27 protein-coding genes and 1 tRNA gene are annotated in these 21,456 nt (G+C 65.6%); 9 read left to right on the top strand and 19 right to left on the bottom strand.

The window, feature by feature from the left end; genetic code table 11:
- Positions 1–98 precede the first annotated feature (98 nt).
- From ACYX4S_RS05405 to ACYX4S_RS05375, 7 genes are all read right to left on the bottom strand, one after another.
- Complete coding sequence (locus tag ACYX4S_RS05405; protein WP_476362149.1) at positions 99–614, bottom strand: thermonuclease family protein; 516 nt, start codon at positions 612–614, stop codon at positions 99–101.
- Positions 615–828: 214 nt separating this feature from the next.
- Positions 829–1,506 (bottom strand): hypothetical protein, encoded by a 678-nt coding sequence (locus tag ACYX4S_RS05400; RefSeq protein WP_476362148.1) that lies wholly within the window; start codon positions 1,504–1,506, stop codon positions 829–831.
- A 289-nt stretch (positions 1,507–1,795) separates the two neighbouring features.
- Positions 1,796–2,413 (bottom strand): hypothetical protein, encoded by a 618-nt coding sequence (locus tag ACYX4S_RS05395; protein ID WP_476362147.1) that lies wholly within the window; start codon positions 2,411–2,413, stop codon positions 1,796–1,798.
- Between the two features lie 12 nt (positions 2,414–2,425).
- Positions 2,426–3,691 (bottom strand): helix-turn-helix domain-containing protein, encoded by a 1,266-nt coding sequence (locus ACYX4S_RS05390; RefSeq protein ID WP_476362146.1) that lies wholly within the window; start codon positions 3,689–3,691, stop codon positions 2,426–2,428.
- A complete protein-coding gene (locus tag ACYX4S_RS05385) occupies positions 3,688–4,371 on the bottom strand; it encodes a hypothetical protein (protein WP_476362145.1) in 684 nt (227 codons plus the stop codon). The genes ACYX4S_RS05390 and ACYX4S_RS05385 overlap by 4 nt, the downstream gene beginning before the upstream one ends.
- Positions 4,368–5,639 carry a DNA-methyltransferase gene (locus ACYX4S_RS05380; RefSeq protein WP_476362144.1) on the bottom strand — a complete coding sequence of 424 codons (1,272 nt, stop codon included), beginning with the start codon at positions 5,637–5,639 and terminating at the stop codon, positions 4,368–4,370. Before ACYX4S_RS05380 ends, ACYX4S_RS05385 begins: the two co-directional genes overlap by 4 nt.
- A complete protein-coding gene (locus tag ACYX4S_RS05375) occupies positions 5,639–6,001 on the bottom strand; it encodes a hypothetical protein (protein ID WP_476362143.1) in 363 nt (120 codons plus the stop codon). The genes ACYX4S_RS05380 and ACYX4S_RS05375 overlap by 1 nt, the downstream gene beginning before the upstream one ends.
- 131 nt (positions 6,002–6,132) lie before the next feature.
- Between ACYX4S_RS05375 and ACYX4S_RS05370 the strand changes: the two genes are divergently transcribed.
- Positions 6,133–6,432, top strand: coding sequence for a hypothetical protein (locus tag ACYX4S_RS05370; RefSeq protein WP_293722069.1), 300 nt, complete (start codon positions 6,133–6,135; stop codon positions 6,430–6,432).
- Positions 6,433–6,470: 38 nt separating this feature from the next.
- On the opposite strand, the gene ACYX4S_RS05365 is transcribed toward ACYX4S_RS05370, so the two are convergent.
- The 5 genes from ACYX4S_RS05365 to ACYX4S_RS05345 all read right to left on the bottom strand — a co-directional run bounded on the left by ACYX4S_RS05365 (position 6,471) and on the right by ACYX4S_RS05345 (position 8,133).
- Positions 6,471–6,770 (bottom strand): helix-turn-helix domain-containing protein, encoded by a 300-nt coding sequence (locus ACYX4S_RS05365; protein WP_476362142.1) that lies wholly within the window; start codon positions 6,768–6,770, stop codon positions 6,471–6,473.
- Positions 6,767–7,048, bottom strand: a complete 282-nt coding sequence (locus ACYX4S_RS05360; RefSeq protein WP_476362141.1) for a hypothetical protein — start codon at positions 7,046–7,048, stop codon at positions 6,767–6,769. Before ACYX4S_RS05360 ends, ACYX4S_RS05365 begins: the two co-directional genes overlap by 4 nt.
- On the bottom strand, positions 7,045–7,203 hold the full coding sequence (locus ACYX4S_RS05355; protein WP_422069189.1) for a hypothetical protein: 159 nt from the start codon (positions 7,201–7,203) through the stop codon (positions 7,045–7,047). Before ACYX4S_RS05355 ends, ACYX4S_RS05360 begins: the two co-directional genes overlap by 4 nt.
- Positions 7,200–7,658, bottom strand: a complete 459-nt coding sequence (locus ACYX4S_RS05350; RefSeq protein WP_293722077.1) for a hypothetical protein — start codon at positions 7,656–7,658, stop codon at positions 7,200–7,202. The genes ACYX4S_RS05355 and ACYX4S_RS05350 overlap by 4 nt, the downstream gene beginning before the upstream one ends.
- A 283-nt stretch (positions 7,659–7,941) precedes the next feature.
- Positions 7,942–8,133, bottom strand: a complete 192-nt coding sequence (locus ACYX4S_RS05345; protein WP_476362821.1) for a helix-turn-helix domain-containing protein — start codon at positions 8,131–8,133, stop codon at positions 7,942–7,944.
- Positions 8,134–8,205: 72 nt separating this feature from the next.
- On the opposite strand from ACYX4S_RS05345, the gene ACYX4S_RS05340 reads away from it, so the two are divergent.
- The 6 genes from ACYX4S_RS05340 (at position 8,206) to ACYX4S_RS05315 (ending at position 11,480) form a co-directional block, all read left to right on the top strand.
- Positions 8,206–8,808 (top strand): XRE family transcriptional regulator, encoded by a 603-nt coding sequence (locus tag ACYX4S_RS05340; RefSeq protein WP_476362140.1) that lies wholly within the window; start codon positions 8,206–8,208, stop codon positions 8,806–8,808.
- 197 nt (positions 8,809–9,005) lie between these two features.
- Positions 9,006–9,173, top strand: coding sequence for a hypothetical protein (locus tag ACYX4S_RS05335; RefSeq protein WP_476362139.1), 168 nt, complete (start codon positions 9,006–9,008; stop codon positions 9,171–9,173).
- A 23-nt stretch (positions 9,174–9,196) separates the two neighbouring features.
- The gene (locus ACYX4S_RS05330) at positions 9,197–9,457 is read left to right on the top strand and encodes a DUF2312 domain-containing protein (RefSeq protein ID WP_422069194.1); all 261 of its coding nucleotides are present in this window, start codon (positions 9,197–9,199) and stop codon (positions 9,455–9,457) included.
- A 313-nt stretch (positions 9,458–9,770) separates the two neighbouring features.
- The gene (locus ACYX4S_RS05325; RefSeq protein ID WP_476362138.1) at positions 9,771–10,193 is read left to right on the top strand and encodes a hypothetical protein; all 423 of its coding nucleotides are present in this window, start codon (positions 9,771–9,773) and stop codon (positions 10,191–10,193) included.
- A gap of 1 nt (position 10,194) precedes the next feature.
- Complete coding sequence (locus ACYX4S_RS05320; RefSeq protein WP_476362137.1) at positions 10,195–10,404, top strand: hypothetical protein; 210 nt, start codon at positions 10,195–10,197, stop codon at positions 10,402–10,404.
- Positions 10,398–11,480: a tyrosine-type recombinase/integrase gene (locus ACYX4S_RS05315; RefSeq protein ID WP_476362136.1), complete on the top strand. Its 1,083-nt coding sequence runs from the start codon at positions 10,398–10,400 to the stop codon at positions 11,478–11,480. Before ACYX4S_RS05320 ends, ACYX4S_RS05315 begins: the two co-directional genes overlap by 7 nt.
- Positions 11,481–11,535: 55 nt before the next feature.
- On the opposite strand, the gene ACYX4S_RS05310 is transcribed toward ACYX4S_RS05315, so the two are convergent.
- Positions 11,536–11,622 (bottom strand) — tRNA-Leu (locus ACYX4S_RS05310).
- Between the two features lie 134 nt (positions 11,623–11,756).
- On the bottom strand, positions 11,757–12,023 hold the full coding sequence (locus tag ACYX4S_RS05305; RefSeq protein ID WP_293722166.1) for a FliM/FliN family flagellar motor switch protein: 267 nt from the start codon (positions 12,021–12,023) through the stop codon (positions 11,757–11,759).
- Between the two features lie 152 nt (positions 12,024–12,175).
- Here ACYX4S_RS05305 and lipB point away from each other — a divergent pair, with 152 nt between their 5' ends.
- Positions 12,176–12,910 carry a lipoyl(octanoyl) transferase LipB gene (gene lipB, locus ACYX4S_RS05300; RefSeq protein WP_476362135.1) on the top strand — a complete coding sequence of 245 codons (735 nt, stop codon included), beginning with the start codon at positions 12,176–12,178 and terminating at the stop codon, positions 12,908–12,910.
- 62 nt (positions 12,911–12,972) lie between these two features.
- Here the strand turns inward: lipB and ACYX4S_RS05295 are convergent, their stop codons facing one another.
- On the bottom strand, positions 12,973–13,098 hold the full coding sequence (locus ACYX4S_RS05295; protein ID WP_476362134.1) for a hypothetical protein: 126 nt from the start codon (positions 13,096–13,098) through the stop codon (positions 12,973–12,975).
- Between the two features lie 86 nt (positions 13,099–13,184).
- Between ACYX4S_RS05295 and folB the strand changes: the two genes are divergently transcribed.
- Entirely contained in the window at positions 13,185–13,559 is a 375-nt protein-coding gene (gene folB, locus ACYX4S_RS05290) for a dihydroneopterin aldolase (protein WP_476362133.1), read from the top strand.
- On the opposite strand, the gene ACYX4S_RS05285 is transcribed toward folB, so the two are convergent.
- From ACYX4S_RS05285 to ACYX4S_RS05270, 4 genes are all read right to left on the bottom strand, one after another.
- Entirely contained in the window at positions 13,549–16,128 is a 2,580-nt protein-coding gene (locus tag ACYX4S_RS05285) for a patatin-like protein (RefSeq protein WP_476362132.1), read from the bottom strand. The two genes, folB and ACYX4S_RS05285, sit on opposite strands and share 11 nt — an antisense overlap.
- Positions 16,129–16,204: 76 nt before the next feature.
- Entirely contained in the window at positions 16,205–17,518 is a 1,314-nt protein-coding gene (locus tag ACYX4S_RS05280) for a replication-associated recombination protein A (protein WP_293722100.1), read from the bottom strand.
- A gap of 15 nt (positions 17,519–17,533) precedes the next feature.
- A complete protein-coding gene (locus ACYX4S_RS05275; RefSeq protein ID WP_476362820.1) occupies positions 17,534–18,934 on the bottom strand; it encodes a DegQ family serine endoprotease in 1,401 nt (466 codons plus the stop codon).
- A gap of 306 nt (positions 18,935–19,240) precedes the next feature.
- Positions 19,241–21,379 carry a methyl-accepting chemotaxis protein gene (locus ACYX4S_RS05270; RefSeq protein WP_476362131.1) on the bottom strand — a complete coding sequence of 713 codons (2,139 nt, stop codon included), beginning with the start codon at positions 21,377–21,379 and terminating at the stop codon, positions 19,241–19,243.
- Positions 21,380–21,456: the final 77 nt, after the last annotated feature.

Genomic DNA, 21,456 nt, shown 5'->3' with positions numbered 1-21,456 from the left:
TCAGACTGGCAAACCCAAACACTAAGTCCGCCCGTATTGAGTTTGGGCCCCGTACGGTCCCTAAAAGCGGTCGGCCACAATCCTTCGATGCAAGCGCCCTACCACCAGCGACCGCACACATCCCGTTCGATCAGAATCTCGGCAATATCCCGCCCATCGGGCAGATAGCAGGTCCCGACCTCCCGGTCATACGACTTGCGACCTTCCAACTCGCAGCTCAGGACCTTGTTGGAGACCAGTTGCCGCATGAAACGTGTCGCGATCTTGCCCTTGGCCGTGAAGCGTTCGGCGCAGTCCAGGTCAGCGATCCGAATGGCAACCCTGCCGATTTCGATCGTGTCGCCATCGCGCACATGAGTGACCCGCCCCTTCACGATCTCTGGCTCAGGCAACCAGCGGAGAACAACGGAACGCATGTTTGCCAGCCGCTCGCCGATCGAAGGCTCTGTCCAATAGGCAAGGCCGAGAAGAAAACCGAGACACGCAACGCCAGCGATCGAAAGCAGAAGCACATACACATGACGGCGCGGCCTGCGAAACGGCACAACAACGCGCTCGCGCCGAAAGCCTCGCCGCCAACCACCCCGCCTCTTCCGCTTGCCAGGACGTTTCATGCGCAACCGCCCATGAAAAAGCCCGGTCGGGGTTTCCCCCGCCGGGCGCAAATCTCGAATGTGCCCAATCTATGGGAGATACCTGCTGCACGTGTCAACACATATCGTCAGCACGATCATACCAAAATCACAAACATCAGACCCAACGAGCATCCATATAGTCAATATTAAAAAACCTCAAAAAAGTCTCATAACGAGATATAGATTAGAACAATCAGCACTTTAAAGACAAATTAAAATCTCCATATGAGTCAGTTGACTTCTTCATATTATAGTAATCACCTTTCAATTTCACCTTAAATCCGCCGCTTTCGCCAGACCAGACAAGCCTCTTACTTTTAGAAATAGCGTAGAAATATATATATTCTTTAATTGTATTAACTTTTTTCCCAGAAACAGAAAGATAAATTTCTTTCTTGGGAGAGGCCGTCCACCAACCAATACTCCTCCATCCGCTCTTGCCGTCATCTACATAAATAGCTAAAAAAACGTCTTCATTACACGCGTTCTCGACCTTTATCGGACGCGACCGAGGCTTATTTATCTTCTTCTTTTCATCACACTTCCCAGACAGCGCACATAGCGCCAATAATCCTAACCCAACCCCCAATGCGACGGCTTGCCCAGCATCTTCCGCCGCCTCCTTCTCGCTCTGAGTTTTGGCCAGCAGGTTGCGAGCACTTACAAAGTCGACCTCACCCTTTCTACCCCCCTCCAAATAAACTATTTCAATACTATTACCATTTTTACTTAAAACTTTTACCCTTATGTTGTTATTCCATTGGTCATAATAATAAATCCCATTTACTCTTATTTGGGACGCATCCAAAGCTAAGGCTGGGCACGCATTTAGGACAAAAGATAACATTAGAACATAAACAACTCCCCGCATCACTCCACCCCCAGAGCCAGCACCATTCGCAAGAATATTCTTGCATCACCCGCTGTCTCTTTCAAGTATGGAGAGCGGCAGACTTTCGCCTATTGGTTGAGTTATCGCTCGCGGAAATTTGGGGTGACCTCCCCTCGATCATCCCTCGTACATAACGAGTGTCTGTGGGTTTGAGATTTGTATTCTTGCCTGTCGTTCTGGGCAAGGGCGCGGCAGGAAAGACACTCACGGCAGCACCATACCTTGCCACACCGCAGCCTCCCTCTCGCGTCAGTGGCCGACCTGCCCCTCACGCTCCCAGCACCGCGGCCACATCCCCCAGCGCCTGCCGCACCTGTCGGGACACAAAATCTCGCGTCTGTCGGCTGCAGGCGCCATTGCTGCGCGCGCCGGCGTCCTCTTCCAGGTCGCAGGCGATGACCGTCAGGCTGTCACCATCCACGATGATCCGCCGCAGGGTCGCATAGGCCCTGCCGCCGATCTCCACCCGCACCGCGTAGAGCCGGCGCTCCGCCTCGAGCGCACCGACCAGCATGTCCGGCTCGAGCACCCGCTTGCCGCCGTCGACACGCTCCAGCCGCCAATCGAGCGCCCGCACCAGCGCCCCGCCCTGTGCCGCCGTCCAGAGATCATTGAGCATACCGGCCGCCGCCACTTCCGCCTTGCCGATGGCCTTTTGCGTGTAGAGCCGCTGGATCGTCCCGCTCGACCGTAGCAGCGGATCGCGCGCCCTGCGCACGCTCGCCGCCGCCTGACCGCTCGCATGGCGGGTTTCCTTCGCCGCCGGCCGCCGGCGGATCCCCAACGGGTCGCCCTGTGCCTCCGCCCGCTCGCGCGCGGCCCTCACGCTCGCCAGCACCTTTTCTCGCCTGTCTTCCACCATTGCCCGTTCCGCCATCGCCGCCATGATCACTCCCGCCTATCCGTGCGCCATCCGCCCAGGCGGGCCGTCCCGTGCCAGCCCCAGGATGGCGCGCGCCCGCACCGCCGCCTCCTCATGCCGCTCCGCCCGCTCTTCCGCCACTCGCCGCAGGCTCGGCCCCATGACGGTCTGGCTTGAGGTCTCGACACTGCGCAGGAATGCCGCCCGGCTTTCCTGCCACTCACCGCGCATGTGCGCGTAGTCATCGAGCGATAGCAGCTTGTGCCGCTTGCGCACCTCATCAAGCAGATACGGCACCAGCTCATCCGCAGCAGCCGCCCCCAGCACCTCATGCGCATCGGCATGCTCGAGGAACTTCCAGCCGACCTCCTCGCTCAGCAGCCGCCGTTCGCCCGCCTCGGCTGCCCGCACCGGCCGCTCGCTCGGATCCGGCAACACCCGCCACGGCGCATCGGCCAGATAGCGCGCCAGAGTGCCGGGCTTCCGCCGCGCCTGGGCAACCCGGCGCAGGTAGACCGGCCCCCGCCGCGCCGCGTCCCGCTTTTCCTGAGCGGACAGCCCCTCCCATGCCGCATCGATGCGCTTGCGCCGTTCGGTCAGCCCGGAGGGCCATTGCCGCAACAGATCGTTGAGAAGCTTGGTCTCGTGCGCTTTCCGGCCCCCTGCGCTGCGGGCAGCCCCATCCACGGAGGCCGGGGCTTGCGCCGCCTCGCCCGCCTCACACGCCCCTTCCTGGCAAACGTCGCCAGCCGCTGCCACGGGCGGGGAGACCGTGTCGCCCTGCTCCCGATCCCCGCCATCCGCCGTGCCGCTCGCTGTCGAGGCGCAGCCGGTGGCGGGCCGCTCGCTGTCCGGTTCGGCAAGGGGGGGCTTTGGGGGGGATATATTACGGGTTATTATTACTGGTTCTGTGTCCGACCAGCCGGACACGGCTCGGCCCGAATTCCGGACACGGCTTTGCGGCGCCTCATCGGACCCGTGTCCGGATTTCGGACACGGCTTTTCAGCCTCCCCAGCAGCCGGAAAATCCTCCTCGAAGGGGAAGCGGTAACGCGTCGAGGCCTGACGCTTCGTGCGCGGGTCAAGCCGCGCCTCACGGTGGATCAGCCCGCGCGCTTCCAGAAGTGCCAGATGGGTGTTCAGCGTCGAGCGCGACAGCTCGCAATCGTCGGCAAGCGTGCCCTGGGATGGAAAGCAGCCATGGTCCGGGTGATACCGGTCGCACAGGTGCCACAGCACCAGCTTGGCAGCCGGCGGCAGCCCCCGCTGGCGGATCGCCCAGGTCGTCGCCTCATGGCTCATGCTGCCACCGCCATGAGCGCGGCATCGCCCCATTGGTCGGCCGCCGCCGCACACATGCCCGGCCAGCTCCGCGCGCGCAGCCGCGCCCGCTCCGGTCCCGGCGGCATCCGGTGGACCATGTTCCAGCGTTTCCATTCAGCAGTGCCGCGCTCGGGCTCGCTCAGACGATCGGTCTCGACCAGCGGCGGCAAACTGTTGAGATACCAGCCCGTCGACTTGTAGGCCGGATCGCCAAACCAGAACGGCTGCACCATCTGTGGCGCCGGCAGATCCGCCGGCATCCGGTCCCGCGCCAGATCGTTCATTTCGGGGTTTTCAATCGCGATGTGCGGGATTGGCGCCCGCCAGCACGCGACGAAGAGATCGACGCCCGCCTCGAACTCGGCCCGCAGATCCTCGACCGTCCGCCCCCTGGGCAATTTCTTCGGGGGCGTCCACTTGCCGGGCCCACTCATCCAGCGCCGGCCGGAGCGACACAGCCGCGTGCACGGCGGGTGCATGACGGCGAGCAGATCCCATCGATCATCCAGATAGTCGCGCACGTCGCCGATGATGTGCCGGTTGCTGCCGTCTTCGGCCGGCTCCAGGTCGCAGGACCACACGTCATGCCCTCGCGCCGCGAATGCGCGCCGCATGATCCCGCTGGTCTCGCAGCCGATCAGGACGCGAAGAGCGTTCATTCCGCCGCCTCCCATCCGAACAGCGGCCCGGCGTCGTCGCCAGTCCCGCCCGAGGCGGCCGCCGCGCGGCGGCGCTCGTCAGGTCCCATCCAGTCACGGCGGATGCGTTCCGCCGCGATGTCCGCATAGTCCGGATTGAGTTCGATCAGCGCCGCCCGCCGCCCGAGCCGCAATGCCACCAGCGCCGTCGTGCCGGCACCTCCGAACGGATCGAGGACCAGCCCGCCCGGCGGACAGCCTGCACGGATGCAGCGCGCGGCGAGCTCTGGGGGAAACGTCGCGAAATGCGCCTGGGCAAACGGTCTCGTCGCCATGCGCCAGACCGTCAGATCCGCGACCAGCGGGTCGCAGGCGTCGGGCGCCGCCTCGTAGTTACGCAGCAGCCGGCCGCCCGCAGTCTGCTCCGCTTTGGTCATGGCGTCCCAGCGAGCATTGAACCCGTCGTGTCGCCGGGAATGACCGCGCTGTTTGTCCACCCGCCGGTTGCCAGTGACCTGTCGCGCGCCGGGAGCACCGCCGACATAGGAGCCACCGCGATAGGTCGCCGCATCCTCGTCACCGGCCCGTCCGACGCGCACCGCCCCGGCATCGTAATAGGCGCCGAGCCGTGACCAGCGATTGGCGATCACATCCGGGCGCGTGATCAGCGCGCACGTCTCTGTCAGGTCGGGAGCACACGAGATCTCGCCCGTGTCCCGCGCCCGCCACACGTCGCCGTCCGCGCTTTTCGTCAGGAGGAAAATCTTTTCGTGCGCAGTCGCCGGACGTGCTGTGCCGCTACTGTCCGGCATGGGGTTCGATTTGCCCCACACAATTTCCGAGCGCACCCACCAGCCGGCGTCCTGAAGGGCGATCGCCAGCCTGTTAGGCAGCATGCACAAGTCCTTGGGCTTGAGCGTGCCACCCACCGTCGAGAACGGCTTATCACGAAACGTCCTGTCGTCGCGCCCGTCCGCCTTGTAGTCCGCTGCCGAGCGCCCATTGGGCGCCGTCGCATAGCAGTCGCCATAGTTGAGCCACAGCGTGCCGGTGGGTTTCAGAACACGCCGCACGGCCTCGAACACGCGCACCATGACGTCGAGATGTTCGGTGAGCGTCGGCTCGAGGCCGATTTGCCCATCGACCCCATAGTCGCGCAGACCCCAATAGGGCGGCGAGGTGACGACGCAATCGACGCTGTCAGGCTCCATTGCCGCCAGACGGTCGAGCACATCGCCCAGGTGCAGCACGCACCGCCCGTCACCGAGAATGTCGAGAACCGCCCCCATCACGCTCTCCCCTCACTGGCGAACAGGTCGCGCACGCAGGGCCCGGCATCGCGCCGCACACGCGGACGCGGCGTGATCGAGCTCAACCGGCCAAATGCCTCCACTTGGGCGACCCGCCGCGCCAGCTCCCGGTTGGCCAGTCGCAGACTGCTCTGCAGCGCCGCATTCCGCCGCGCGAGGTCCGCCACCTGCTCCCGCGCGCGCCGGTCCTCGAACGCGAGCTTCGCCTCCAGAAACCGCACATACGCGCGCTCATCGTCCGGCCGCCGCTCGTGCTGCAGCCGAGCGCGGTCCAACGCCCTCGCCAGCTCGTCGGTCGACCGCCGCACCCCCTCGCTTACCGCCTCTCGCTCACGGCTCATCGTCGCCCCCGTCTTCCACCGCCCCCGTCTTCCACCGCCCCCGCGCTTGACAGCGCCCGCCCGCTGGGGGCACCTCCTGCCAGGCACCGCGATGCGGGGCCGCAAGCCCCTGAAAGAAGAAAGGCACGCGCATGGAGTTCTCGAGCGGCAACGATCTGCGCATCCCCGTGCTTCTCTCCCTCCTCAGGGAGGTGATCGAGGCCGACGCCGCCAGGTCGCCGGAACCGCGCGACCAGGTCATCGCGGCATGGCGTGAGCGCGCGAAGCTGCTCTCCCGTGACACGCTCCGCATAGAGCCGGACACGGTCGCAACCCTGCTCGACCCGACGCTCCCGGATCAGTCCCGCGCGCTCCGGGATGAGCTTCACCGCCAGCTCGAGCAGGAGGTCGACCGCTGGTTCGCCCAAATGCTCCCCACGCCCGACGCCTGAAAATTCCCGTTTCACATCAGATAGTTTCAGAGGGGTGGTCACGTGAAACACCCCCTCTCGGCCACCGGGCGCACGTATTCCGCCGGCCTGCGGTCGTCGGGCCGCATCAGCTCGAACGGGTTCAGGTCGCACCAGATGCAGAGTTTCAGCAGCGCCACGAGCCCCACCTCATGCCCGGTGGACGCGCGGCTGATCGTGGCGCGCGAAAGCCGCACCTCGTCCGCCACCTGCTGCAGCGTGAGCCCGCGCAGGCGGATTTGCCCCTGCAGGGCACGGCCAAAGCTCAACCAGTCCAGCGCCTGAGGGCGGGTCAGCACATGGGCATAGTCACGGTTCACGCCGCCGCCCTCCGGTTGCTCCGCGCCCGGGTGAACAGCCGCCCGTCCCGCGCCGCGGCCACCGCCGCCGCGCGGGTCAGGTCGCCCCGCGTGAGCTCCAGCCACGCCGCGATCTCCAGAAGCGCCGCGTCGGAGATGAACCGCCCCGCGCGAAAATCCTCCAGCACGCCCGGCGCGTCGGTCATGTCCCGTCCGGCATGGTCGGCCCCCTGCACGAACAGCCCCAGCACCAGCCGTGCGTGTTTGCGCTCCTGAAGGGTAAAGCGTTCCGCACTCATGCCCGGCACCCCGCCAGCACGGCGGCGACAATCGCCAGCGCCAGAACACACAGGATCAGCCCCGCCAGCCGCGAACGGTCCGCCGCGGTGTCCAGCCTGTGCGTCCGCTCGGCCGTCCACCCGGCCAGCGGGTCGCATCCGCCGCGCGCGCTCATGTCCGCACCTCCTGCAGGCGGGCCCCGGCCGAAGCGCGGTCCGTCGCCATGAGCCCGTGCAGCTTGCGGATGAGCGCCTGGATGTTGCGCACATCGTCATCGGAAAGATGCTGGTCCGAGAGGTCCTGCACCGTCTGGCCAAGGGCGGCCAGAACACCGGAAAACCCCGGCCCGCTGGCCGGTGTCCGCTCCACCAGGTCGCAGCCGGCCTTGTCCGCCAGCCATTCGGCCAGCTCCCGGATGCCATAGACCTGCGTCAGCAACCCGGCCCGCAGGAGCGACAACTCGCCATCCCGGTCGGGATCGGAGGCCGCATAGAGCAGCCATTGCGACACGCCGAGTGTCGCGGCCGCCGCCGCGATGCCCTGCTCGCCGGTGCGCTGCTGGATCTCGTCGAACGCCCGGGTGATCGCATCGTGAACGGAGCCGCGCGGACGGGGCTTCACTGCGCTCATGTCATGCCTCCAGAACCGGCCCCGCCTGCGCAGGGCCTCCAAACACGGGAAGACGGTTGGATCTGTGCGGACCGGCCGCACACGGCCATTCTCCGGATCGCCGCACCGTCAGGCGGCAAGCCGGCGCAAGGGATCGCCCCCCGCCAGCCGGCAGCGGCGCTCCGCACCGCCTCGCGGGGCGCCGGCCATGGGCCGACAGGGAGGCCGGCCCGCGTGAGACACCCAATCGCGCGGGCCGGCGGGTACGCCCGACCGAAGCCGGGCGAGACGATGAGGGAGAGGTTCATGAGTCCGCTCGCTCCCCAGCAAACGCCTCATCATGAAGATTACGGAGGAAAGCAGCTGCCGGCCCACGAGGTGGCGCTCCATGCTCCCACCTCCAAACCGTTGAGAGGTTCACTCCCATCAGATCGGCTAGGCCTTGCTGTGTAAGACCACGAGCCACCCGGATTGCTCTTACATCGACCTGTTCCATGGCAAAAATATGCATAACGCACACCAACCGGTCAAGTCGAAACGCATACCGACACTATGCTTTATGCATGTTATGAAATCAGACGACAGACCTGACTTTGCCAAGCGCCTGGAGAAAGCGCGCATTGATCGCGGTTTTGAAACCGCCAAAGAGGCCGCGCGTTATTTTGGTTGGAAGTACGAAACGTACATCCAACATGAGCAAGGCGTCCGAGGCATCGTGAGGTCCGCCGGACGATATGCCAAGGCGTTCCGCGTCAGTGAGGGCTGGCTTCTCACAGGAGAAGGCAAAGGCCGCGCGGCCACGGTCCCCTTAAAAGGAAAGGTTGGCGCGGGGCAGCAAGTAATTGCCATAGATAATGGCGATATAGATGAAGTTCCAGCACCGCCAGACGCAACGCTATCAACGGTCGCTGTGCGGGTCTCAGGGGATTCAATGTTCCCAACTTATGAAGAAGGCTCCCTTCTGTATTACTCTCGCCAACTCCCCCCGTCGGAAATGGTGAATAGCCGCGCTATTGTACAATTGAGCGACGACAGAATTTTTGTGAAAATTGTCAGGCAGGGCTCCGAACCCGGCCTGTGGACACTCCAAAGCATCAACGCCCAGTATGCCGACATTGTCGATGTAAGCGTCACTTGGGCGGCGCCCATCGATTGGATCAAGCCCAAATAGCCCCACGCAAGTTCAGCAACAAGAGAGATATCGGTCGCTCGACCTGAAAATGCGCGTTACGCACATTTTTATTGACACTATATATATGCATTATGCACACTATCTCTCATCATCCGATGGGAGGACACAATGCCATTGCACGACACCAGCGCACCGCGCCTGACCTCCCACACATTCAGCTTTCGCACGAGCCGGGCATGACCGCGGCCGTCGCCCTCGTTCTCCTCGGCACCCTGCTGTGCGCGGCAACGCTGGCGCTCGTCGCCATCGCGCTTGCCGGCGCGGCCACACTCGCCATGGGCCTGCGCTGGCAGCATGCCGATGAAACCGACCTTACGCCCTGGCAGGGGCGTTCCCTGCCCTGACCAAACCTCAAGGATCCCGACACATGAGTGATGCAGGTGGAATTGCAGCCGACCAGCTCCGCGCCTTCATTGAGCGCATCGAGCGTCTCGAGGAGGAGAAGAAGGTTATCGGCGACGACATCAAGGAGGTCTACGCCGAGGCCAAGGGCACCGGCTTTGACGCGAAGATCCTGCGCAAGGTCATTTCCCTGCGCAAGAAGCAGCCGCAAGAGCGCGAGGCCGAGGAAGCCATTCTCGACCTCTACATGCAGGCGCTCGGGATGATCGGCGGCGGCAATGCGTGAGCGCTTGTCCCGCCTTCACCTCCAGGGCGACCAGCCCTCGCGCCGGAATGCCCGCTGCCAGATAGGCCAGACGGCGACCTCCGGCGCGCGGTTTCCGCATTTGACACAGCGAAACCGCACCCCGGTAAGGCTCGGGTGCTCTGATGTCGCCACCCGGCCGTCATGGCCGCAGGCGCACCGAAGGAAGACGTCGAACCGCTCGCTCATGTAAGACCCGCTCGCTCAAATGAGAACGATACAGGAACAAATCAGGGCGGACCATGTGCAGAAAACCGTGTGGCCGGTGGCGCCCTTCAACCGCAGGAAGCCGAGCATGAAAGCCCTCTCCCTTCCCCGGCCCTTTGCCTGGGCGCTGCTGACCGGCCACATCGATATTTATCGGCAGCCGGGTCTGCCCGTTCATGCAGGGCGCCTTCTGATCCACGTCGGCGGCGATGCCTCACAAGCGACCACGCGCGCCGCCCTGCGCCAGGTGGCGGAGCGTTCGGGCACCGACATGGCGCTTCTGCGCAACGCCTATGACCAGCAATGCGCCCTGCAGGCCATCACGGGCGCACTCACGGTCACCGGCCTCGGATGGGATTTCGCCAGCGGCGGCGCAGAGCCGGTCTCCTACACCGTCACCGGCGCCAGCCGGGCCTTTCGGCCCGTGTCCTGCCACGGCTGCACCGGCTTCTTCGATGTGCCGCCAGCCGTGATCGATGAGCTCGACATTCCCGGATACGTGGAGAGGTGAGATGACCATCCACCCCGCCGACACCGCAACCGCCACCCCGCGCCGCAAGAGGCTGTCCGAGGCGTCCCTGCGCACCGCCCTTCGGGCGATGTCAGGCGCCGGGCTCACGGTGGAGCGGGTCGTCATCCGCGCCGGCGAGGCCGAGATCCTGTGCACCCCGCTTGAGCGGGAGGAGACCCCGCGCAATGATTGGGACCTTGAGCAATGGTGAGAGGTCTCATGAAGGTCGACTATCCCGGGCTGCTGGTGGAAGCGCTCCCCTCCGGCAACCGCCGCTATCGCGTGCGCACGCAAGGGGATGCCTCCCGTCGCATCCGGATCCACTGCGGGCCGGAGCATGAGGATTTCCAGCGCCAGTATCTGGCGGCCCGGCGTGGCGAAACCCCGGAGCCGCTCAAGACGGCCGTCGACTATGCCAAGCCGCGGTCCATCGCATGGCTGGTCCACTCCTATCTGACCCATCTTGAAGCCCGTGTGAGCGCCGGCATGGCCAGCGCCAAGACGGTCAAGAAGAAACGCAACCTTCTCGGACGCCTGCTCGGGAGCCCGGACAAGGTGATGCTGATTCCCCGTGAGAAGATTCTCGCCATGCAGGATGAGATGGTCGCCACCCCGGCGCAGGCCGACGCCTTCATCGAGGCGCTTGGCGTCATGTACGACTGGGCGATCGAGCGCGGGCACCTGACGTCCAACCCCGCGCGCGGCATCCCCAGGATCTACGTCAAGGGCGGCGGCGCCCAGCCGTGGAAGGCGGCGGACGTCAAGACCTACCTGGCGCACCACCCGCGCGGCTCCAAGGCGCATGTGGCCATGTCGGTGCTGTTGTGGACCGGATGCCGCGTCGAGGACCTCACATACCTTGGCCGCCGCCATGAATGCGTTCTGGACGGCATAGAGGCGCTTCGCTGGACCCCGCTCAAGAAGGGATCGTCCGAGGTGACGATTCCCCTCCTCGCGCCTCTCAGGGACGCCACGCGCGCCCCCACGGTTCAGGGAGAGACCTATGTGCTCGGGCGCGGGGGAAATCCCTTCGCCAGCGGCGACAGCATGTCGGCCATGGTCAAGCGCTGGTGCCGGGCGGCCGGGCTGGCGCATCTGTCGGCGCACGGGGTTCGCAAGGGTCTTGCGGAGATCCTCGCCGAGTCGGGATGCAGCCAATACGAGATCATGGCCATTCTCGGCCATTCGGAGGCCAAGACCAGTGAGGTCTACACCCGGCGAGTCGAGCGGTGGAAACTGGCCAATGCGGCCCTCAGCCGGGTCGATGTGTCCCACGGGTGGTTCTGACGTGGGACAAAAAAAAGGCCAACCCGTTGGTTGGCCTTGTTTTTCTTACTGAAAATGGTGCGGTCGAGAAGACTCGAACTTCCACGGGTTTTACCCCACAGCGACCTCAACGCTGCGCGTCTACCAATTCCGCCACGACCGCAATTTCCAGTCAGTGCCGCAGGGCAGTGCCCTGCGGTGCGCATCCTCTATCAAAAGGAATTTTCCCGCGCAAGCGATTTGCGTGAGGATATGCACAGGCGGCGTGTTTCTCCTGTGCAAGGTCGCCCAGAACCCTCAGAGAGGCCCGGTGCGACGCGCCGGGCGCGCCTCGGGCGGGCGCATGAGAACCTCGGTGATGGACACGCCGATGCGCTCGCCCTGCAGGACCACCTGCCCCCGGGCGATGGGAATGTTGTTGGCGAGAATCTGTACATCGTCGTCCTCGCGCGCGGTAAGCTCGATCACCGCGCCCCGACCCATGCGCAAAAGCTGGTGAATCGGCATCTCCGAGCGCCCGAGCACCACGGAGATATCGATGGAAATATCGTCGAAGATGCCCACCTGATCGCTCAAGATACCGTCCGATCCTCTTGCCTTCGGGCGAAGGAATGGAAATTCGCCTGCGTTCGTCCTATACGGCGATCCGCAGGACGGAAGCCGACACTCGCACGATGGTCGGATCCTGGTTAACAAACCCCTAACGGACTTGCAAAATGACACAGCGCGCCGATCTCGCCCGCACCTTCCTCGCCCGTGAAGGCTCACCCGCCGTGGAATGGGCGATCAGCGACCGGCCGGTCGCCTATGAGGACGCGCTGGCGGAGATGGAGCAGCGCGTCACCGGGATCGCCGAGGGAACCGCGGCGGAGCGGGTCTGGCTTCTGGAGCACCCGCCCCTCTACACCGCCGGAACGAGTGCCGACCCGGCAGACCTGATCGCGCCGGATCGCTTTCCCGTCCATCGCACAGGCCGCGGCGGTCAATACACCTACCACGGCCCCGGCCAGCGGGTGGCCTATGTCATGCTCGACCTCAAGCGCCGGGAGCAGGACGTGCGCGCCTTCGTCGCCGCGCTGGAGGGGTGGCTGATCTCGACGCTCTGGGAGCATCATATTCGCGGCGAGCGGCGCGAGGACCGGGTCGGCGTGTGGGTGCGCCGCCCGGAAAAGGGTCCCGACGTCGAGGACAAGATCGCCGCCATCGGCATCCGCATGCGCAAGTGGGTGAGCTTTCACGGGATCTCCCTGAACGTGGATCCCGATCTGAACCATTTTTCGGGCATCGTGCCCTGCGGCGTTACCCAGCATGGCGTAACCAGCCTGGTCGACCTGGGCCTGCCGGTCACCATGTCCGATGCGGATCTGGTCCTGCGGCGCTGCTTTGAAGAGCAATTCGGCCCGACAACCCGCGTCGAGGCGCCGGCATTCGACACATCGCAAGCCCCCTGAGTCAGCCTTCCGGCGGCCGGTCACCGATCAACGGAGGCGACTTCGATTTTTGTCCGCCTGCTTCAGGTCACCTTCGATGACGGACGCCATTCGGGCTTCAGGCTGCAGGGAACGAGGACCGTGTTCGGTGCAACGCCCTGCACGCCATCGAGGCGGGTGGCCCGCCACGACTGACGGATCGCCGCCATCAGGGGTCGCCTTCCAGGCTGGCCCGCTCCCGGAGGCTCTGCTATGGCTGCACCCTCTCCTTCCAGACCGTCGAACGGACAATGCAATGGATGCAATCCATCTTGAGGATCTCGCCTTTTTCGCCTTTCACGGGCTGCATGACGAGGAAGCGCGTCTCGGCCAGAGATTCATCGTCGATGTGACCTGCTGGGCGGATCTCGCCCCGGCGGCCGCTTCGGACAGCTACCCGGACACGGTCTGCTATGCGGGGCTGACGCAGGCCATCGAGCAGGCTGTGACACAGACGCGCTTCAACCTGATAGAACGCCTCGCCGGTGCCATCGCGGAGGCGATCTTCGCCGCCGACGAGCGCATCGAGCGCGCACGCGTCCGGGTTCACAAGCCGGGTGCGCCCCTTCCCATCGCGGCGGGAAAGGTCAGCGTCGAAATCACCCGCGACCGCCCCGCTCTCACCAGCTAGACGCGGGGCCTGTGCGGGCGAGCGGAGCACCGCCGGGCACGGTGTCTTCAAGCCGCTCGTCCGCCTCATGCGCGAGCATGGCCTCCACCTCCGCCAGCAGGCCCGGCACAAGGTCCGGATCGCTCGTCAGATGGGGCGCTTCCTCGTCCAGGATCGCGGCGAATACCCGGCGGCGCGCCGCAAGCGCCCGCCCGGGATCCAGCGACACGACATCCGCGACCGCGCGCTCGCAGATCGTCATCAGCCTGTCGGCGGCGCTCAGGCGTCCCCACAGATAGTCGTGCTCGCGCCATCGCCGGTTGAAGAAGGCACCGAAGGCATTGAGGCTGCGCCCCTTCAGGTCGACACCGGCCGGGCGCAACGCCGTTCCGTCGCTCGGGCTGATCCGGTCGACCCGCACAGCGTTGAACTCGCTCATCATGGTGCGGCCAAGCACCGGAAACGTCACGAGGTCATAGAAGGCGAACCCCAGATAGGCGCTTTCCAGCGGCCGGCGCAGCGGGACCGGCACATTGTTGAACACCATGACGGAGAAGATGTCGTCCGCCAGCCGGTCGAGCCGGGAAAGCTCCATGCTTTCGCCCAGTCTCGCCAGGAATGCGTCGGTCCCTCTGTCGAGTTCCTCCGCCTGCCCTTCTCCCTCTTTGGCCGTCTCGCAAAGGGCCAGCAGCGCACGCGCCGCCTCGCGGGGATCCCGGCCATGAAACGTGGGCTGCCAGCACAGCGCCAAATCGTCGATCTGCTCGTAGAGCGTGCTCTTGAGTTCATCCATTCGCGCCGGGTCCATTTCCATCTCCGGCCGCACGAGACGGTAAAGCCCGTTGAGACGGCGGATGACGAAACGCAGGCGGCGAATGCGATAGTCGACGTCCAGCGCGCGCAGGAAGGCAACGACCGGCTCCGGGGTACCGGAGGGGGCCGAGGCTCCGGCGCCAATCACTGACGCCGGATCCGCCTGCGTCCGGCGGCGGCGCGAAAGCCAGGCGTCGAGCGCGGCGGCAAGGCATCTCTCGTCCACCTCGCGGTGCCGTATGGCGTCCTTCTCCGGCCCTGCTTCCTCTTGCGCAAGCTCGGCCGCCAGCCGCACGATCCGCTCGACGAGGCCCGAGAGCTTCAGCCGCTGGTAGCCATGGCTGGCGAACCCGGCAAACACATGCGCGCGTTCATTCGCCATGTTCCGGCAGCGGCGCAACTCGCGCACCGTCATCGGCCACTCCCCGTCACCGCGCAGGATGGAGCGGACCTCTTCCTCGACCACCGGCTCGGCGGCCGCCAGGACCTCCGCGACGCGCGCCGCCTCGCGATTGTGTTCGGCGACCTGGTCAAGCGCGTCCCCGATGGGTTCGTTGCGCGGGATATGGGCGAGAGAGGCAAGGATGACGCGGAAGAACCCTGCCCCGCCACCGGCGGCGGCCTCCGCGCCCGTGGGCGAGGGAAGCACGGCCGAGGACCCGTCGGCCGCGGCAAGCGGATCGACGTAGACGATGCGGCGCACCACCTCGCGCGCCGCCGGACGTCCCGCGATCGCCTCGAGGACCGGCTGGAACGGCTTGTTCATCACCACGCTGCCGTCGACCAGCACGCGCCCCGCCCCCTCACCGCCGCAATCGGCAAAGGCACGGGCCAGAAACGCCTCACGCCGGGGCCATGGCTCGCCGCGCCCGGCCAGCACCCTGTCCATCTCCGCAACCGTCATGGGCGGAAAGGCGCCCGGAAACGACGAGGTCGCACGCGCGGAGAACACGAGGTCCGGGATCGACTCGTCGGTGAAGTCGCTCTCCGTCAGGCCGTTGCCGCGCCGTCGCGCCCCGTAGTGCAGGATGCGCCGGTGTTCGATCTCCTCCACGGAACCGCCATCCTCGATGGGAAAGCGCCGCCGTGCGCCGTGAAAGTCGGTGACCGTGACGAAAAGATCCAGGGACTGTCCCTGCGGGATGAGCGTCACCGGCTCGCCAGTCGCAATGTTGCCAGTCGCCGTTTCGCCCGGGCCGCGACGCGGCGTCATGGACTGGCAGGCATCCAGCATCCAGCCGACATAGCGCTCGCCGGAGAAAGGCGGCGTGAACCAGCGCGCCTGCATGAACTGGTGCAGCTTCAGCCGTGTTTCAGGATCGGTCAGTTCCGCCTTCAGCGCCATGGACACCAACCGGTCGAGCACCGGCGCGATCGAGCCCTTCAGGTAGCGTGTGAGCCCGACCGGCTCGCCGGCAAGCCGTGTGACGTCGGCATTTTCAAGCCACAGGTCGCGATGGCTGTCGAGCGAGAGATTGTGGGCCAGCGCGCGGGCAAGCATCACGCCGTTGACGCCGCCGGCCGAGGCGCCGGCGATCACATCGACAACGACCCGCAGATCCACCGCCGGGCGAAACATCTCCAGGAAGGCCTCATAGGCCGCGATGCTGCCCTCGCCGGTCCCGGCTCCGTCATCACGTTCAGCCCCTGTCTGTCCCTCCTGCCGGCGTGCCGCGCGCACCAGCGACAGGAACTCGCGCGTGATCCCGTGCATGTAGACGGCGAGCGACACCCCACCGTAGAGGACAAGCGCCAGCCGCAGTTCGATCTGTCTCATGAACGTCCATCCGTCCCCGGCCCATGGTCTGCCGGTTCGCGCCAAAGCGCAATGCGCAAGGGCCGGACCGACGGTGTCAGCCTTCGCCCTGCCGCTCTCGGCGCAGGCGCGCCCAGTAATCGAGCCGCTTCCTCAACTCGCGCTCGAAGCCGCGCTCCGGCGGATCGTAGAAGGACTGGCGCCCAAGGCTTTCGGGAAAGTAGTCCTGGCCCGAGAAGGCGTCGGGCTGGTCGTGGTCGTAGGCGTAGCCGTCGCTGTAGCCTTCCGCCTTCATCAGCTTCGTCGGCGCGTTGAGGATATGCTTTGGCGGTAGCAGCGAGCCGTTGGCCTTGGCCATGCGCATGGCGCTCTTGTAGGCGGTGTAGACGGCATTCGATTTCGGTGCCGTCGCCAGGTAGACGACCGACTGGGCCAGCGCCAGTTCGCCCTCGGGCGACCCGAGCATCTGATAGGCATCGCGCGCGGCATTGGCCTGCGTGAGCGCGTTGGGGTCGGCAAGCCCGATGTCCTCCACCGCCATGCGGATCAGGCGCCGGGCGAGAAACAGCGGATCCTCGCCGCCATCGAGCATCCGGCAGAACCAGTAGAGCGCCGCATCGGGATCGGATCCGCGCACCGACTTGTGCAGGGCCGAGATCAGGTTGTAGTGGCCGTCGCGGGACTTGTCGTAGACCGGCGCCCGGCGCTGCACGAGATCCTGAAGCCGCGTCGCGTCGAACGTTTCACCCTCGCGCGCGGCGCGCCACACATCCTCCGCAAGCGTGAGCGCGGAGCGTCCGTCGCCGTCGGCCATGCGCAGTAGCGAGGCGCGAGCGCCCTCGTCAAGCGGCAGGGGCCGCCCCTCCTCCTCTTCCGCGCGCGCAAGCAACCGGTCCAGCGCCTCCTCGTCGAGGGTGCGGAAGGTAAGCACATGCGCCCGCGACAGGAGCGCCGCGTTGAGCTCGAAACTGGGGTTCTCCGTCGTCGCGCCGACGAGCGTGACCGTGCCGTCCTCCATCACCGGCAGGAAGCTGTCCTGCTGGGCGCGATTGAAACGATGGATCTCGTCCACGAACAGCAGCGTGCTTTTGCCGGTCAGGCGGGCGGCGCGCGCCGCCTCGAACACCTTCTTGAGTTCGGCAACGCCGGTGAAGATCGCCGACACCTGCTCGAAACGCAGGTCCGTCGCATCCGCCAGCAGGCGGGCGACCGTGGTCTTTCCCGTTCCCGGAGGTCCCCAGAAGATGAGCGATCCCAGGCTGCGCCCGGCCAGCATCCGGCTCAGCACGCCCTCGGGGCCAAGCAGGTGATCCTGACCGACCACATCCTCGAGCCGGGCCGGCCTCAACCGGTCCGCGAGCGGACGTGGAGTGTCCCCCGCAAGACCCGCCGCCTGAAAGAGATCGCTCATGTCCCGGTCCCCGGATCAGCCGCGCAGGGCGATGCGCAAAACGCGCCCGCCACGCTTGATCTCGAGCCGCCAGATCCCCGGATCGCCACTGGCGATACGGGAAAGCTCACGGGTCGAGCCCACCGCGCGGCCATTGACGCTGAGCACGATGTCGCCCGGCTGAAGCCCGACGCGCGCGGCCGTCGAGCCTGGCTGGAGTTCGCTGATGACGACACCGTCCTCGAAATCGTCGAGACGAAGTTCCATCGCGACAGCCGGCGAGAGATTGAGAACCGTCGCGCCGGCAAAGGGCGAATAGCCGTCGATCAGCCGCGAGTCGCGCGCAACGGTCTCGGGCGCCGGCTCGAGCGCCACGTCAAGCTCCACGCGCCCCCCCGGCCGCAGGACGGAAAAAGTCACGCTGGAGCCGACATTGCGGTTGGAAAACCGGTAGCCGAAGCTGTCGGGATCCATGATCTCCGCATCCCCGACACGGGTGATGAGATCCCCGACCTTGAGGCCCGCACGCTCGGCCGGCGAGCCCTCGTGAACGGAGGTGACGAGAACGCCCGTCGGACGGTCCAGGCCAAGCGCCTCGGCGATCTCGGCCCCGACGCTCTGCAGGCTTGCGCCCAGCCAGGGACGGTGAACCTTGCCGTCCCCTTCCGAGGCCGTCACGACGAAGCGGACCATGTTGGAGGGAATGGCGAAACCGATGCCATTCGACCCGCCTGACCGGGAGTAGATGGCGGAATTGATCCCCACCAGCCGGCCCTTCATGTCGACAAGCGCGCCGCCGGAGTTGCCCGGATTGATGGCCGCGTCCGTCTGGATGAAGAACTGGTAGTCGGACACGCCGACGCGTGTGCGCGCCAGCGCCGAGACGATGCCCTGGGTCACCGTCTGCCCAACTCCGAACGGGTTGCCGATCGCGAGAACGATGTCGCCGACCGCCAGTTCGTCGGAATCGGCGAAGGACAGGAACGGCAGGTCCTCGTCGAGATCCTTCACCTTGAGGATCGCGAGATCCGTGCGTTCGTCCTTGAGCACGATGTCGGCGTCGAACTCGCGACGGTCGGCAAGCGCGACGCGGACCTCGTCCGCATTGGCGATGACATGGTAGTTGGTGATGATCGTGCCGTCGGCGGAAATGATCACGCCGGATCCAAGCGACGATTCCACGCGCTTGCGCTGCTGCCCTCGCATACCGTCCGGGCCGCCGAAGAAACGCCGGAAGAAGGGATCGTCGAAAAAGGGCGAGGCCGGACGGCTCTCCACCGTGCGGCTGGCATAGACATTGACGACCGCGGGCCGGGCCTGCGCGACGACCGGCGCAAACGACAGCGTGAGTTCGGCCGCCGAACGCGGCACGCTGCGATCCTGCGCCTGCGCGCTTCCACCGACGGGCAGGAGCAAGGCGGGAACGAGCGCGAGCATCCCCAGCAGGGACAGACGGAATCCTCGCCGACGGCCTTGCACGGAAGAGCGAGGCCCCCCGGTCTTGTCCGTTGACGACATATGCAGCTTCGGCAGGTCCATGGTCGGCTAGCTCCCTCGCAATGCAGCGTATCGGGCCCGGGCACCGATCCGCCGCAGGCTCTCGCGCGTGGCGTCCGCCATACATGCCAGATTGGGGCGAAACGTGGCAATGCGGCATGTCCGAACGCGAAACGGCCGCCGGGATCCCCGGCGGCCGTTCCACATCTTCTTTTCAGCGAACGGCGGCGTACCGCCCTCCGCGGATCAGGCGGAGCGCACCTGGCCCAGGAAGTTCTTCACCTCCCGGTCGAGGTGATCGGCCTGCTCCGACAGCTCCGTAACGGAACGCGAGAACATGTTGGCCGAATCGCGGGCCTGCTCGGACATGCTGCGCACCTCGGAGATGTCGTCCGACACCTTCGACGTACCGCCGGCGGCACGCTGGGTGTTCTCGGCGATGCTCTGGGTCGCGAAGCTCTGCTCGGTGACGGCAGCCGAAACGTCGGTGACCGACTGGCTGATCTCGCCGATCGTGACCTGGATCTCCCCGATGGCGGAGACGGCCTCGTCGGTGGCACCGCGGATCGCATCGATCTGCTGCTGGATCTCGCCGGTCGCCTTGCCCGTCTGGGATGCCAGTTCCTTGACCTCGGCGGCAACCACCGCGAAGCCCTTGCCCGCCTCGCCGGCACGCGCCGCCTCGATGGTGGCATTCAGCGCCAGAAGGTTTGTCTGGTCGGCGATGTCGCTGATGAGCGTCACCACCTCGCCGATGCGGTTGGCGGCCTCGGCCAGCGAACGCACCGTGGAGTTGGTGGAATTCGCCCGCTCCGTCGCCGTCTGGGCAATGGTCGAGGACCGTTCGATGAGCGAGGAGATTTCCTGGATCGAGCTGGAAAGCTGATCGGAAGCCGTCGCGATCGACTGCACCTCGTTCATGGCATCCGACGACATGGACGCCGCACGCTCGGAGGTTTCGCCCGAAACCTCCGTCATCTGGCGCATGGTATCGGCGGAACTGCGCAGGCTCTCCACCGAACGGGCCACGCTGTCGACGACCTGACCGACGCTCGCCTCGAAGTCCGACGCGAGATCGGACAGCATCTGCTGACGCTGTTCGGCCTGGCTGCGCGCAAGCTGCGCCTCCTGGGCCGCGCGCTGTTCCTGTTCCTCAGCCGCATTCTGGCGAATGAGGACGACGGCACGGCCGATGTCGCCGATCTCGTCGCCGCGCTTGGCGGCGGCGATCTCGGTGGTGGTGTCACCGGCGGCAATCGACTCAAGCGCACGAACCAGCGCATGAAGCGGACGCGTGATCGAACGCGAGAAGAGAAGCGCCACGACAATCGCGATGCCCACCGTCACAAGGGTGAGGATGATCATCGAGTTGCGCATCTCGGTGACCGCGGCAAGCGTCTCGTCGATGTCCCGCTCGGCCACGACCGCGAAACGAGTGCCGCCAATGGAAAGCGGCGTCGCCACCGTCATGCGGTCGACGCCGCTGGCCGAATGCACCACGCCCTCGCCTTCGCTGCCGTTGAGGGCGGCGCGCACGACATCATTGTCGGCGATCGCGACCAGCGCGGTCGACTCGGCGGCACGAGGCTTGTCGGTGACAACCCGTCCGTCCTCATCGACGATATAGACCTGTCCGGTCTCGCCAAGGTCGGCCAGATCACCAGCGATGCCGCCCAGGAAGTCGGCATCGACACGGATAACGATCACGCCTGCGAGGTTGGAGCCGTTGAACTTGGTGATATAGGCGGGCTGGGCGATGAACAGCGAGGGCTTGCCGCCGGCAGGAGCATAGAACTCGTAGCTGGAAACAAACTGCTCGCCGGCCTCGGCGGCCATCGCCTGGTTGTAGACATTGGCAAGAGCGGTGTCGGCAAGCGCCGGATCCGTTACGGACAGCAGGAAGTCATCCGACTTCGTGACGCTGTAGAGCACCTGCCCCTTGGCGTTGATCGCGTAGATGTCCGCATAGCCGTTGTTCTTCCACGCCGCGTAGAAACCGCTATGCAGCTCGGAGTGGCGCCACGCATAGAGCGTCTTGTTGTTCTTGCCGGTCAGCTCCGCACGCCCGGCCGCATCGAGGCCTTCCGGCTGGAAGTAGCCAAGCAGCGTCGCGCGCTCCTGGTCGATGCTCGACATCGCCGAATCCAGCTCGGAAAAGGCGAGCGCCGTCGCAGCGCCGGAGACCGTGGTCGAAAGATCGCCCAGAAGCATGTTCATCTTGGCGTCGATCAGCCCGGTGCGTGCTTTCGAAACCATGGCCAGCTCACCGGTGGCGGAATCGGTCAGACCGCCACGCGCATTGAGATAACCACCGATTCCGACTGCCGCGCAGGCCGCGAAGACCAGACCGACCACCAGAACGGGAACGACAACGGAAAGTTTCATAAACCGATTACCGGCACGAGCCTGCGGCTCGGACGCCTCGGACGTCTCAGACATCACACCCCTCCGACTGAACGTGG

The organism is Stappia sp. ABD4_338, assembly GCF_056312175.1.
This window is presented reverse-complemented; position numbering and strand designations above follow the sequence as displayed.